Source organism: Pelagibacterium sp. (assembly GCF_048264985.1).
In the GTDB taxonomy this organism is placed as follows: domain Bacteria; phylum Pseudomonadota; class Alphaproteobacteria; order Rhizobiales; family Devosiaceae; genus Pelagibacterium.
Window position 1 is genome coordinate 131792 of record NZ_JBLXCL010000005.1, and the last position, 13860, is coordinate 145651.

Annotated in this window: 14 protein-coding genes; 6 read left to right on the forward strand and 8 right to left on the reverse strand. The window is 59.2% G+C overall.

What is annotated here, in order from left to right; genetic code table 11:
* Positions 1-230 precede the first annotated feature (230 nt).
* The 6 genes from ACN0TA_RS14320 (at position 231) to ACN0TA_RS14345 (ending at position 6605) form a co-directional block, all read left to right on the forward strand.
* Positions 231-1133 carry an N-acetylmuramic acid 6-phosphate etherase gene (locus ACN0TA_RS14320; protein WP_417584101.1) on the forward strand — a complete coding sequence of 301 codons (903 nt, stop codon included), beginning with the start codon at positions 231-233 and terminating at the stop codon, positions 1131-1133.
* A 72-nt stretch (positions 1134-1205) separates the two neighbouring features.
* Positions 1206-2477, forward strand: coding sequence for an ABC transporter substrate-binding protein (locus tag ACN0TA_RS14325; RefSeq protein WP_417584103.1), 1272 nt, complete (start codon positions 1206-1208; stop codon positions 2475-2477).
* 178 nt (positions 2478-2655) lie between these two features.
* Positions 2656-3591 carry a carbohydrate ABC transporter permease gene (locus tag ACN0TA_RS14330; RefSeq protein WP_417584105.1) on the forward strand — a complete coding sequence of 312 codons (936 nt, stop codon included), beginning with the start codon at positions 2656-2658 and terminating at the stop codon, positions 3589-3591.
* Positions 3591-4430, forward strand: coding sequence for a carbohydrate ABC transporter permease (locus ACN0TA_RS14335; RefSeq protein WP_417584107.1), 840 nt, complete (start codon positions 3591-3593; stop codon positions 4428-4430). The genes ACN0TA_RS14330 and ACN0TA_RS14335 overlap by 1 nt, the downstream gene beginning before the upstream one ends.
* Positions 4427-5482 carry a Gfo/Idh/MocA family protein gene (locus ACN0TA_RS14340; protein WP_417584109.1) on the forward strand — a complete coding sequence of 352 codons (1056 nt, stop codon included), beginning with the start codon at positions 4427-4429 and terminating at the stop codon, positions 5480-5482. Before ACN0TA_RS14335 ends, ACN0TA_RS14340 begins: the two co-directional genes overlap by 4 nt.
* Positions 5483-5603: 121 nt before the next feature.
* Positions 5604-6605: an ABC transporter ATP-binding protein gene (locus ACN0TA_RS14345; protein ID WP_417584111.1), complete on the forward strand. Its 1002-nt coding sequence runs from the start codon at positions 5604-5606 to the stop codon at positions 6603-6605.
* A 7-nt stretch (positions 6606-6612) separates the two neighbouring features.
* Here ACN0TA_RS14345 and ACN0TA_RS14350 read toward each other — a convergent pair whose 3' ends face one another.
* The 8 genes from ACN0TA_RS14350 to ACN0TA_RS14385 all read right to left on the reverse strand — a co-directional run bounded on the left by ACN0TA_RS14350 (position 6613) and on the right by ACN0TA_RS14385 (position 13846).
* On the reverse strand, positions 6613-7173 hold the full coding sequence (locus ACN0TA_RS14350; RefSeq protein WP_417584113.1) for a dienelactone hydrolase family protein: 561 nt from the start codon (positions 7171-7173) through the stop codon (positions 6613-6615).
* A gap of 80 nt (positions 7174-7253) precedes the next feature.
* Entirely contained in the window at positions 7254-8234 is a 981-nt protein-coding gene (locus ACN0TA_RS14355; RefSeq protein WP_417584115.1) for an NAD(P)-dependent alcohol dehydrogenase, read from the reverse strand.
* Complete coding sequence (locus ACN0TA_RS14360) at positions 8231-8458, reverse strand: helix-turn-helix transcriptional regulator (RefSeq protein ID WP_417584117.1); 228 nt, start codon at positions 8456-8458, stop codon at positions 8231-8233. Before ACN0TA_RS14360 ends, ACN0TA_RS14355 begins: the two co-directional genes overlap by 4 nt.
* Positions 8458-8922, reverse strand: coding sequence for a hypothetical protein (locus ACN0TA_RS14365; RefSeq protein WP_417584119.1), 465 nt, complete (start codon positions 8920-8922; stop codon positions 8458-8460). The genes ACN0TA_RS14360 and ACN0TA_RS14365 overlap by 1 nt, the downstream gene beginning before the upstream one ends.
* Positions 8923-9032: 110 nt before the next feature.
* The gene (locus ACN0TA_RS14370) at positions 9033-10604 is read right to left on the reverse strand and encodes an FGGY-family carbohydrate kinase (protein ID WP_417584121.1); all 1572 of its coding nucleotides are present in this window, start codon (positions 10602-10604) and stop codon (positions 9033-9035) included.
* Between the two features lie 8 nt (positions 10605-10612).
* Positions 10613-11329 (reverse strand): HAD family hydrolase, encoded by a 717-nt coding sequence (locus ACN0TA_RS14375; protein ID WP_417584123.1) that lies wholly within the window; start codon positions 11327-11329, stop codon positions 10613-10615.
* Positions 11329-12804 (reverse strand): mannitol dehydrogenase family protein, encoded by a 1476-nt coding sequence (locus ACN0TA_RS14380; RefSeq protein ID WP_417584125.1) that lies wholly within the window; start codon positions 12802-12804, stop codon positions 11329-11331. The genes ACN0TA_RS14375 and ACN0TA_RS14380 overlap by 1 nt, the downstream gene beginning before the upstream one ends.
* Positions 12805-12847: 43 nt before the next feature.
* Positions 12848-13846, reverse strand: a complete 999-nt coding sequence (locus tag ACN0TA_RS14385; protein ID WP_417584127.1) for an ABC transporter ATP-binding protein — start codon at positions 13844-13846, stop codon at positions 12848-12850.
* Between the last annotated feature and the right edge of the window lie 14 nt (positions 13847-13860).

The following is a 13860-nucleotide window of genomic DNA, read 5'->3' on the forward strand; positions in this document are numbered from 1 at the left end:
AATACCAATAATAGACCATTGGCCAAGCTGGCAGATCGCAAAATCCGTAAAAAGTGGAAAAAGGGGGCGTTTTGCCGCGATTTTGGGCCTAAAATGGGCCATGAACGACAATTTCGCGACACCCCACTGGACAAGTGGTATTTTTTTGGCACTATCGAGGCAACAGGAGGATTGTGCATGGAACGCAGGGGCAACATGCTGATCGGGTCGCTTGCGCGGAGGCCGAAGCCGTGAGCGCGCTTGTCCCAACCGAACATGCCGATCCGCGTTTTGCCGGGCTGGATGCGTGGGACGACAACGCTATTCTTTCGGCACTGCTCGCAGGCCAAAAGCGCGGCCTTGGTGCCATCGACACAGCCATTTCCGAGATTGCCAGAGCCGCCGCGCTTGGCGTTGCGGCGCTGCAATCGGGCGGACGCCTTATCTATGTCGGAGCTGGAAGTCCCGGACTGATCGCGCTGGGCGATGCACTGGAAATCCCGCAAACTTACGGCATCGCCCGTGACCGCATCGTCATCGTGATGGCTGGCGGACTGGCGATGACCGAAGAACTGCTTGGCGGGCCCGAGGATGACGCCGACCAAGGCAAATCCGATCTCGCAGCGCTGGCCCCAACCGCCAATGACTGCGTTGTCTGCGTCTCGGCAAGCGGGACCACCCGCTATACTGTCGCCGCGCTGAAGACGGCCAAGGCCGCAGGCGCCAAAACTGTTGGCATTGCCGGCAATGGCGGTGCGCCACTGCTTGAACTTGCCGATGTTGCGATCCTGCTGGCGAGCGGGGCCGAGGTCATCTCGGGTTCGACGCGCCTGGCAGCGGGGACCGCACAAAAAGCCACGCTCAACATGCTCTCGACCCTAATCGGGGTTCGCATGGGGCATGTCCACGACAATCTCATGGTCAACGTCACTGCCGATAACGATAAACTGGTCCTAAGAGCCACCGGCATCGTTGCCCGCATCGTCGGGGTGGGGCCCGAACTTGCGGCGCAGGCCATGAACACTGCCCACAACCAAGTAAAGCCCGCGATCCTTCTGGCCGCTGGCGCACAAAATCTGTCCGAGGCGCAAGACTTGCTTGCGCAATCGGGCGGTGTCGTACGCAAGGCCCTGACCTTTCTGGGTCGCCAATAACGCCTTGCGCGACAAGAGGGAACGCCCGCCCGGAACCATTCCGGACGGGTTTAACAAAGAAGAGGAACCATCATGATCTCGAAATCGAGACTACTTTGCACAAGTGCCGGCTTCGTCGTTGCCCTGACAGCGACACCGTTGCTGGCTCAGGACGTGACGCTGACAGTGGAAAGCTGGCGTAATGACGATCTGACGATCTGGCAGCAAACCCTGATCCCGGCCTTTGAATCCGCCAATCCGGGCATCAAGATCAATTTTGCACCGACAGCGCCCACCGAATACAACGCAGCGCTGAACGCCAAGCTCGACGCTGGTTCGGCCGGTGATCTGATCACCTGCCGTCCGTTCGATGCGTCGCTGGCCCTGTTCGAAGCCGGTTATCTGGCCCCGCTCGATGACCTCGAAGGCATCTCGAACTTCTCGGACGTTGCCAAATCCGCCTGGAATACCGATGACGGCTCGACACCGTTCTGCGTACCGATGGCTTCGGTGATCCACGGCTTTATCTACAACGCCGACGCGTTTGCCGAACTCGGGCTTGAAGAGCCGACGACCGAAGAAGAATTCTTCGCCGTTCTCGACGCCATCAAGGAAGACGGGACCTATATTCCGCTCGCCATCGGCGCAGTGGATCAGTGGGAATCGGCTTCAATGGGTTACCACAATATCGGCCCGGCATACTGGGCCGGCGAAGAGGGTCGCCTTGCCCTGATTTCGGGCGACGCAAAATTCACCGACGAAGAATGGACAAAGCCGCTCAGCGTTCTGTCGCGGTGGGGCGAATATGCTGGCGACGGCTATCTTGCGCAAACCTATCCTGACAGCCAGAACCTGTTCACGCTTGGCCGTGCCGCCATCTTCCCCGCCGGGTCGTGGGAAATCGCGCTGTTTGAAGAACAAGCCGATTTCGCGCTTGGCGCATTCCCGCCGCCGGTGCCTGCTGAAGGTGACACCTGCTATATCTCCGATCACAACGATATCGGTATTGGCATGAATGCATCGACCGACCACCCCGAGGAAGCCCGCACGTTCCTCAACTGGGTTGCATCGGCCGAGTTTGCCAGCCTCTATGCCAACGCCTTGCCAGGGTTCTTCGGTCTTTCGAGCGATCCTGTGACCATCGAGAACGAACTCGCCAACGAATTCGTTTCCTGGCGCGAAAACTGCGAATCGACGATCCGCCCGACTTACGCGATCCTGTCGCGCGGCACGCCGAACCTTGAGAACGACAACTGGCTGCATGCCTCCAACGTTCTGGCCGGCACCGAGACGCCGGAAGACGCCGCGGCTGCCATCCAGGCCGGACTTGAAAGCTGGTACACACCGGGCATGTTCGACGAGTAAACACGCCCCGGACTGCACGCCACCCTGGCCCTTCGAGGCGAGGGTGGCCCTTGCAGCCACCGGCCGAACGCCATGCTCCCTGCCGGCAAAGCGGGGAATGAGCGGCACTTGCACACATCATTTCTTTCGGGCGGCATCGCATCGCCCGGGTTTTGGACTTTAAGAGGGGAACATCATCATGGCGGTGGATCAGGACGTCACGTCCAAACCCGCACGGCGCTGGCACATAGCCGTTTTCCTGGCACCGGCGGTGCTCGTTTATACCGCCATCATGATTATCCCGCTGTTCTCGACGCTGTTCCAATCGCTCTTCAACACAGTTGACGGCGAGCGTGCTTTTGTAGGGCTGCGCAATTTCGGAACATTGTTTTTCGACCCGCGCTGGGCGGCTAGTTTCTGGAATGCGCTGGCGAACAATTTCTGGTTCTTTGTCATCCATATGATCGTGCAGAACCCGATCGGTGTGTTGCTGGCGGCCATCCTGTCCAACCCCAATCTGCGCTTGCGCGGGTTTTATCGCACAGCGATCTTCATCCCCACGATCCTGTCCTTTGTGATCGTCGGGTTTGTGTGGAAACTGATCCTCTCGCCGCTGTGGGGTATTGCGCCCAACATGCTCGACGCGATCGGTATGCGCGGCCTTTTCTCGCCATGGCTGGGACAGGAAGGCGCAGCGCTGACAACACTGGCGCTGGTTTCTGTCTGGCAGTTCGTGGGCATTCCCATGATGCTGATATACGCCGCGCTGCTTTCGATCCCCGACGAGGTGATCGAGGCCGCGGAAATCGATGGAGTGACCGGGCCAAAACAATTCTTCAAGATCCAACTCCCGCTGATCCTGCCGACCATCGGCATCATCTCGATTCTCACCTTTGTCGGTAATTTCAACGCTTTCGATCTTATCTATGTCAGCCAGGGCGCGCAGGCGGGGCCAAACTTTTCAACCGACATCCTTGGCACTCTGCTCTACCGGACGTTTTTTGGTTTCCAGCTCCAGCTGGGCGACCCCAACATGGGTTCGGCGATTGCCACCATGATGTTCCTGATCATCCTTGTGGGGGTTTCGATCTACCTGTTCGGGATACAAACACGGCTTCGGAGGTATCAGTTCTGATGAATACGGCCCGTTCCTCCCTGCCCCGCGCCTTCGCCGCCCATGCCGTGCTGATCACCTATACGCTGATCGCGCTGTTTCCGGTGTTCGTCATCATCGTCAACGCGTTCAAGGAGCGGCGAGCGATCTTTAACGATCCGCTGGCGCTGCCCGAGGCGGAAACCTTCTCGCTGATCGGGTTTGAAACCGTCACCAACCAGGGCGACTTTCTGCTCTATTTCCAAAATTCGCTCGTCGTTACCGTCGCTTCGCTGTTCTGTGTGCTCTTGTTTGGCGCCATGGCTGCCTTTGCGCTGTCCGAATACCGCTTCAAAGGCAATGCACTCATGGGGCTCTATCTGGCGTTGGGGATCATGATCCCCATCCGGCTGGGCACCGTGGCAATCTTGCAGATCATGGTGGCGACCGGGCTGGTCAACACGCTGACGGCGCTGATCCTGGTCTATACGGCGCAGGGCCTGCCACTGGCGATCTTCATTCTTTCGGAATTCATGCGGACAGTTTCGAGCGACCTGAAAAACGCCGGCCGTGTCGACGGGCTTTCAGAATACAAGATCTTTTTTACCCTGGTGCTGCCGCTGGTGCGGCCCGCCATGGCAACCGTTGCCGTGTTCACCATGATCCCGATCTGGAACGATCTGTGGTTTCCGCTGATCCTGGCTCCGGCCGAGGCAACAAAGACCGTGACGCTGGGCGCACAGGTCTTTATCGGACAATTCGTCACCAACTGGAACGCCGTGCTGGCGGCACTGACGCTGGCCATCATCCCTGTTCTGGTTCTCTATCTCATCTTCTCGCGGCAATTGATCCGCGGCATTACTTCAGGAGCGGTCAAATGAGCCAACCTATTCGCGTGCTCGTTGCCGGCCTGGGCAATATGGGCCGGGCCCATGCCATGGCCTATCACAACCACCCCGGCTACGAGATTGTCGGCGTCGTAACGCGCAGCAGGGATTCTGTACCCGCAGGGCTCGACAGCTATCCGCACTGGAGCGATTTTTACGAGGGGCTGGCCGCAACCAAGCCCGACCTCGCTTCGATCAATACCTATTCCGACAGCCATGCCGACTATGCGGTTGCCGCCATGGAGGCTGGCGCACATGTGTTCATCGAAAAGCCATTGGCGACAAATATCGCCGATGCCGAGCGGGTCGTGGCTACCGCCGAACGCCTGGGCAAGAAGCTGGTGGTGGGCTATATCCTGCGCCACCATCCCTCCTGGGTGCGCTTGATTGAAGAAGCGCGCGGTCTTGGCGGACCTTACGTTTTCCGCATGAACCTCAACCAGCAGTCTGCCGGTCGGTTCTGGCGCACGCACAAGACGCTGATGGAGACCACATCGCCCATCGTCGATTGCGGCGTCCATTATATCGACGTGATGTGCCAGATCACCGATGCCAAACCGGTGCAGGTGCGCGGCATGGGCGTTCGGCTATCCGATGAAGTGGCGCCGGAAATGTACAATTACGGACATTTGCAGGTGCTTTTCGACGATGGCTCGCTGGGCTGGTACGAGGCCGGCTGGGGGCCGATGATTTCGGAAACCGCATTTTTCATCAAGGACATCATGACACCCAAGGGCTCGGTGTCGATCGTGATGGACGAGGGCGCCAAATCCTCAGATCACGAAACCCATACCAAAACCGACCGCATCCGCATTCACCGCGCAGAACTGGGCAGTGATGGAGAGTTTGTCCATCAGGACGAGATGCTCTCAATGGAGGGCGAGCCGGGGCATGATGCGCTTTGCGCTCGTGAGCAGGATTACGTCCATCGCGCGATTACCGAAGACATTGATCTGGGCCGGCACATGAGCGACGCCGTGCAATCGCTGCGCATCTGCATCGCCGCCGATGAATCGATACGGACTGGCAAGCCGGTGGATCTGTGATGGGAACGAGCGCTATGGATTTGAGTGCCTGGTTCGCCCATTCCACCCTTTGTGCCCCGCGCGGCGAGGGCGCGAACACTGGGCGCGCTGAAAGCGCTTTCAACGTTGAAAGGCTCTATAAATGACCGCTCTCGAACTTTCGGGCATCAAGAAGACTTTTGGGTCGACAGACGTTCTGCACGGGATTGACCTTTCGGTCGACGAGGGGGAATTCGTCATTTTCGTCGGCCCGTCTGGCTGTGGAAAGTCGACATTGCTGCGGATCATCGCGGGGCTTGAAGATGCCAGCGGCGGGACCGTCAAGATCGACGGCAACCTGGTCAATTCCACCCCGCCTGCCAAGCGCGGCATTGCCATGGTCTTCCAGTCCTACGCGCTCTATCCGCACCTCACCGTCAAAGGCAATATGAGCCTGGCGATGAAGCAGGAAGGCGCTGCAAAGTCCGAGATCGACGACCGGGTCGGGGTTGCAAGCAAAATGCTCGGACTCGATCCGCTGCTTGAGCGGCGACCATCGGAGCTTTCGGGCGGTCAGCGCCAGCGCGTGGCCATTGGCCGGGCCGTTGTGCGCAAGCCGAAACTGTTTCTCTTTGACGAGCCGCTTTCAAACCTCGACGCTGCGCTGCGCGTCAACACGCGCCTTGAGATCGCGCGGCTGCACCGGGAACTTGCGGCAACCATGGTCTATGTGACCCACGATCAGGTCGAAGCGATGACGCTGGCCGACAAGATCGTGGTTATGAATGCCGGCCGTATCGAGCAAATCGGCTCGCCCATGGAGCTTTACAACCGCCCCGCCAACATGTTCGTCGCCGGATTTATCGGTTCTCCGCAGATGAACTTTCTCGAGGCGACGACACTGGGGGAAACCGGCGCCAAGACCGTGGGCATTCGGCCCGAGCATATGAGCGTGTCCCAGACCGAAGGCGATTTGAGCTGTGAAGTCGTCCATATCGAACAGCTCGGGGCCGACACCAATCTGTATCTGCGGCATGAGAAATCAGGACTTTTGACGGCTCGGCTGTTCGGCGAACATTATTTTGCGCCCGGCTCGAAAGTGTTTGTGACGTTTGACAAGGCCAAGCGGCATTTGTTCGATGACGAGGGCAAGGCAATTCGATAAGACGCGCTCAGAGGCCGTTTAGAAACGCGCGCGAGCGGTCGAGGCAGAGTTTAGCTGCAGCTTGATTGTAATCATCGAGGCTGGGGTCGAGGAAATAGTGGCCCGCCCCGTCATAGCGGTGCATCTGGAGATCGGCCTCACCCTTGTTGGCCACCCAGTCGGCGAAATAGTCTTCATCATCGAATGGATCGGGATGGGCAATGTGCACCGATACGGGCAGACCGGGGGTGGGCGGCGTCATCCAGTCGGTGATACCCGCGTACAAAAGGGCTCCGGCCATTTTCGGGCGGTCGGCCCAAAACTCCCCGACCAACGCAGCGCCAAACGACACACCCGACAAAACAGCCTCAGCCGGTGCAGCCTCAACGGCGGCTCGGGCACGCGCCATAATGGCATCTGTTCCCACTTCCTTGCGCAAGGCGAAGGCGGCATCGTAATTGTCTGCTGATTGTCCATCGAACAGGTCAGGCAGCATTACAGTATGACCGTCGGCCTCGAAAACGGCGGCAATTTCACCCTCGACCGGCCGCAGACCGAGGATGGAATGAAACAAGACGATATGAGCCATGACGTACCTCCATTGGTGCCGCGCAGGATGTCGTTCTTATTTTGTTCCGTCAAGGCGCGATTTCAGCCCGCGCAAGGCCGCTATTGGGCAACCCTCACGACGACGCTGCCCCGTTTGCGTTTGCTGTCGACCCTTGCGTGAGCCTTGGCGATATCGTCAAAATCAAACACATCATCGATGACGATCTCATATTCTTCGCTGGCGGCCAGGCCGGCGAGGAAGGCGACGTCCTCGGGGCGTTCTGCGGCCATACCGGCCATGGGGCGCTTGCCGTCCTTAGGGCGAGCGAGCATTTCGGCCACGCCGCCGCTTATGGCCAGGTAGCGCCCTCGGGGTTTGAGTACCGACAAGCTGGATTGGAAATCGATTGCACCGACCGTATCGGCGATCACATCATAGGCTGAGAAATTTGCCATGTAATCGGTGGTCACGTAATCGATGACAGCATCGGCCCCCAGACGCCGAACCAAATCAGCATTGGCGGCGCTCGACACTGCGCTCACCTTCGCACCACGCCGTTTGGCCAATTGCACAATTGCGGCGCCGACGGCGCCCGACGCGCCGATGACAAGAACATGCTCGCCCGCTGCAAGATTTGCCTTGTTGATGAAATGAAGCGCTGTGGTACCGCCGAAACACAGACCGGCCGCCGCCTCGAACGATAGGGTTGGAGGCTTTGCAACGATCGGCTTGCGCTCGGAGACCGCAACATATTCGGCGTGCGCTCTGAGTCCGGTGCCCGGAAAGGCGATCACCGAATCTCCTATTGCGAAGCGGCTGGCCCTGGGGCCAAGCGCGACGATCGTTCCTGCCAATTCGGCGCCAAAGATCGGCTGACGTGGGCGGAAAAAGCCGATGGCAAGGCGCATCAAGGTTTTCATGCCGCGCGGCGCATCAAGGGCGCGCATGCGCACATCACCCGAATTGACAGTGGTGGCCACCACCTTGATGAGCACTTCGTCATCGCGCGGCATAGGTACCGGGCGTGACTGGATCTCGACAGTTTCGGGCCCGCCATAGGCTGTAACGATCGCAGCTTTCATCGTGTTGGGAATTGTCATTTTTCGGTCTCCCCGGCTTTCCAGAAGAACACCTCGCCAATGGGTGCGCCGAAGGTTTCGGCAATGCGGAATGCTGCCTCCAGCGAAGGAGAATATTTGTTGTGCTCGATGGCAGCGACGGTCTGGCGGGTCATGCCGATCTTGTCGGCAAGTTCCTGTTGGGTCATCTCGCTGTGCTCGAAACGCAAGCGGCGGATCTGGTTGGTGATCGGAGGGCGGGCCATCAGTCCATCATCCTGAAACTTACGATCTGGATGACTTCACGCACCAAGGCAGCGAAGGCGAGGGCAAAGAGCAGCAGATTGATCAGCATCACCACTGTGGCACCGGCCGGATCGGGCGCGTAGGCCTGGCGGGCAAAGGCTGCGATAACCCCGCTGGCAGCGATCACCCCGATGATGAGCCATTCAAGAAGAACCAGCCCGACCCGGTTGGCTCGTGCATCGATGTCGCGCTCACGCTCATCGGGTGCTGCGTCCATGTTCTGGCGGGCGAGAACCGCCGCCACGATATTGATCGGCAACATGATGGCGATGGAAAGCCCCAAGCACCAGACGAACAACCAAAAGACGCCATCGCCATCAAGCGTACCCGCCAAGGCGGCGGATCCCACCTGCCAGAAATAAACTGTCCAGATGACCAGCGTGGTCACCACAGCAATCCATGCGTTCTTTTCCCGAAAGCTCATAGCACGCTCCAATGGACGACATCATTGGAGCAATAGGTAATATTTATTACTTCATGTCAAATATAATTAACATAATGGCGCATTTTTTTGCCATAGCAGCAACGAACGGCTTACAGCATGGCTTCGATTTCCCGGCGATGGGCGTGCATCTTAAGAAACACTGCATAGTCAATATCGTAGCGCGCCTTACGGGGCAGGTCCGGGGTCCGGGTAACCGAGGCGTGGCGCATGGCGTGGGCGGCGTCGGCAAGACGAGGGTATAGCCCTGCAGCCGTCGCGGCGGCCATGGCGGTGCCAAGGATCATGGCATCTGCGTCCGGCAATTCGTGGATGATGCAGCCAGTCACATCAGCATAGAGCTCCATCAGGAGGGGATTGCGGGTGTGGCCGCCTGTGACGTGCAGCGTGTCGATGGCATAGCCGGTGGCGTTCAAGGTTTCGAGAATGTGACGCACGCCGAGCGCTATGGACACGGCGGCACGCCAGTAGAGCTTGCACAACCCGTCGAACGAGGAATCGAGACTCATCCCGGACATGACGCCCAACGCGGCTGGATCGGCAAAGGGCGAGCGGTTGCCGTGAAAATCGGGGAGGATATGAAGGCGGGGCGCCAGATCGGGCTCGCTCTCTCGCAGGCGATTGATGCGATTGATGATTTCCGCATGCATTACGGGCGTGGGCGCAGCTCCAGAAGCATGTGATCGAATGATGTAGTCAAGCGCGGCGCCTGACGCTGACTGGCCCCCTTCGGTGAGCCAGAAACCGGGCAGCACGGCGCCAAAATACGGCCCCCACAGGCCAGGGGTCGGGCGCGGATCGCGTGCAAGCGCGGTCACCGCGCTGGAGGTGCCGGCAACCAGTCCCAGGTGCCGATCGACGCCCAGTGGGTCTTCGGCATACATGCCCAGCGCACCGGCATGGGCATCGACCATGCCGGTGCCGACGACGACGGAACGCGGCAGGCCCAGTTCGCGCGAGGCTTTGGCAGTAAGGCTGCCGAGCGGGGCACCAATGGGGGACGCTGTGCGTGGCAGGCTCGCGCGGGAAAGCAAATCGTCAAGGCCAATGGACGCAAGGAAATCGGTGGGCCAACCATCGGCACGATGGGCAAGAAAGCTCCATTTGCTTGTCAGCGTCGATTGTGACCGCTCGAGACTGCCGCAGGATTTCCAGGCGAGAAAATCTGCAAGATCGAACATGTAGCCGGTCTTTTGCCAGATGGACGGCAAATTGCGCTTGAGCCAGAGGAGTTTGGGAATTTCCATTTCCGGGCTGAGCGCTCCGCCAGCGAACTCAAGAACCTCATGACCCGTCGCGTTGATGAGCGCGGTTTCTTCCATGGCCCGGTGATCGAGCCAGACGATGGTATCCCAATCGGCCTCACCATCTTCGCTGACAGGCAGCGGTGCGCCATCCCTGCCCCGAACGACGAGGGAGCAAGTGGCAGCGAACGCCATGGCCCTGACCGATTGCGGATCGGCATTGGCTTCAGACAGTGCAGCGCGCACCGCGGTGCAAACTGCCGACCAGATATTTTCGGACCGGTGTTCGGCGCGAATCGCGCCTTCGCGACGGATGTCGATCGGCGCTTCGGCGCGGCCAAGACTGTCGCCTGTCGCTGTTACGACCCCGGCCCGGGCGCTGGTCGTCCCCACATCGACAGCAACCAGAAGGGCGGTCATGCAATCCTCTAAGCGTGCGAGCTTTTTCTGGGAAGCGACCTTAATGAAACATGCAAATTGTGCAAATCGTCGATGAGGGCATCGGGTTCAAGCGCCGCAAGCTGTGCCTTGAGCCCGGCAGGCGCAATATGGCTCCCACCGGCAAAAGCGATGACGGCCATGCCCGCAGCTTGTGCAGCCATGACCCCGGCGGGGCTATCCTCGATCACCACGCAATTGGCGGGCGCAACGCCCATACGCTGGGCAGCAAGCAAGAACAGATCCGGTGCTGGCTTGCCGTTGCTGACCATAGTGGCCGAATAGATGTTTGGGGCAAGGCGGTTGTAAAGTCCGGTCAGTTTAAGGCTGATTTCGATACGCTCGGAAACGCTTGAAGAGGCGACGCATACGGGGATATTGAGCATATCGAGCACATTTGCGATGCCGGGCATGGGCCGCAGCGCGCTTTTGTAGCGTGCATAGAGGCTGTGACGCATGTCCTCGAGCGCTGTGGCATCCATCGTGACACCATAATCGGTGGCAAGGGACGCCGATACAGCCTTAAGAGTGCGGCCGAGGAAATCGCGATAGGCGACATCTTTGGAAATGGTCACGCCCAACGATGCTATCGTATCGACAAGCACATCGATGGCGATGGGCTCGGAATCGACAAGCACGCCATCACAATCGAAAATGACCAGCGAAGGCCCGTGTGCATCTGATGTACGGGCTTGCGCCCCATTCATCAGAGCTTGCCCTGTATGTAGCGGGTGAGGGTTTCGCCGGCGCCATGCGACCAGACCGTCCGCAGCGCGTTCTTAAACGCAGCACGGTAGTCGGGATGATCTGCGGCAACGCCGAAAATGTCTTTCATCTCCAAAAACGCCTCTGGGTCGTCCTTGGCACGGATGGCAGCGGCCTGGATGCGATCCCAATTGGGATCGTTAGGGCCGATGGGCGCGCCGGAATCGGTTACCCCGTAACAATAACGGCACCAAAGCGCCGAGACCAGTGCCATCCCTTTAACCGAGCCCCCCGATTTGAGGCGATCTTCGACCGAGGGCAGGATGAATTTGGGTTGGCGGTTGGAGCCATCCAGACACAGACGTTGAATGGTATCGGCGATCCTGGGGTTGGCGAAACGATCCGCAATCAGGCCCCGGTAATCGTCGAGATCGGTATCCGGCACGGGGGGGACGACGGGAATGATCTCGTCCTTGGTAAGCTTTTCGAGAAAAGCTGCAATCAAGGGATGCGCCATGGCTTCGTGGGCGAAATGGATATCCATGAGCGCAGCGGGATAGGCGATGGCGGCATGACCGCCGTTGAGGATGCGGATTTTCATCAGCTCCCAAGGCGAAACGTCATCGACAAAGGTAACGCCGACCTTTTCGAGCGCGGGGCGCCCTGAAGGAAAATTATCCTCCAGGACCCATTGCTTGAAGGTTTCGCAAAACACCGGCCAGTCGTCGGCAATGCCGTATTCATCGGCAACGATGGCGCGTTCGCGGTCGGACGTTGCAGGCGTGATGCGATCGACCATGCCATTTGGAAAGGCGACCGACGAGCGGATCCAATCGGCCATTTCGCTATCGAACAGATCGGCCAATCCCGCCACGGCATTCAGGGTCACCTTGCCGTTGTGGGGGATGTTGTCGCAGCACATGATGGTGAAGGGATCTATCCCCGCAGCGCGGCGCGCTTTGAGTCCGGCAAGGATGAGGCCGAATACAGTCCTGGGCGCTTCGGGCTGGGCCGCGTCAGCGACGACATCGGGATGTGTGGGGTTAAAATTACCGGCAGCGTCGAGGTAATAGCCACCCTCGGTGATGGTGAGGGACACAATGCGGATAGCGGGATCGGCAAGCTTTGCAACGAGCGCTGCCGGATCGCCGGGATCGAGAAAATCGACCATCGGGGCCGTGATCCGCGCACTGGTTTTCGATGCCTCCTGCTCGACGATCGTCGAGAGGTAATCCTGCGCGGCGAGGATCTTTCTCATTTCGGCGTCATTGGCACGCACGCCGGCCCCCACGATTCCCCAATCGTGGTCCTGTTCGAGATCAAAAAGATCATCGAGATAGACGGCCTGATGGGCGCGATGGAAGTTGCCAACACCAAAATGGACGATCCCCGCCGCGAGATTCGAGCGATCATAGCGCGGCACGGCGACTGAACCGGGCACGGAGGAGAGAGTGTTTGCCGCGAGTTTGACGCTCATGATGCCGCTGATCCTCGAATAGTGGTCTATCGTCTGTCGGCCCTCAGGCTGCCTGGCCCGAGGCGTCAAACTTGTAGATGCGCCCCTCTTCAGGCGAGAGGGATACGGTTTCGCCATGCTTGAAGGGCACGTCGCCAGCGGCACGCGCAGTCAATGTGCCGATGCCATCCACATCGATGTGGAAGAAGGTGTCGGATCCCAAATGCTCGGACACTTTGACCACGCCCGACCAAGTGCCGCCCTGCTTTGCCACCGCCAGATGCTCGGGGCGGATGCCAATTGTGTGCGCGCCGAATTTTTCGGCCTCTGCACCCTCGATGAAGTTCATCTTGGGACTTCCGATAAAACCGGCGACGAACTTGTTGGCGGGCTTTGTGTAAAGCTCGAGCGGAGAGCCGTATTGCTCGACGCGGCCGGCGTTGAGCACCACGATCTTGTCGGCCATCGTCATGGCCTCCACCTGATCGTGGGTGACATAGACCATGGTTGTCTTGAGCTTGTTGTGCAGATCGGAGATCTCGAGCCGCATGTTGACGCGCAAAGCGGCGTCGAGATTGGACAATGGCTCGTCGAACAGGAATGCCTTTGGCTGGCGCACAATGGCACGGCCAATGGCAACGCGCTGGCGTTGGCCGCCCGAGAGCTGGCGTGGCTTTCTGTCGAGGTAGTCGGTGAGGTTGAGGATCGAGGCCGCATTGTTGACGGCGGCGTCGATCTTTTCCTTCGGCGCTTTTTCCATCTTGAGGGGAAAGGCGATGTTGCCACGCACGCTCATGTGGGGATAGAGCGCGTAGGACTGGAACACCATCGAGAGCTTGCGCTGAGCCGGCGCAGCCCTGGACATATCCTCGCCGTCGATGAGGATCTGGCCGTCGCTGACATCCTCAAGGCCGGCGATCAGGCGCAAAAGCGTTGACTTGCCGCACCCCGACGGGCCGACGAAGACAACGAACTGACCATCCTCGATCTCAAGCGATATGTCGGGAATGACGGTGACGCCGCCGAAATTCTTTTGAACGTTCTTAAGTGTGATCGATCCCATGTGTGTGGCCCTCC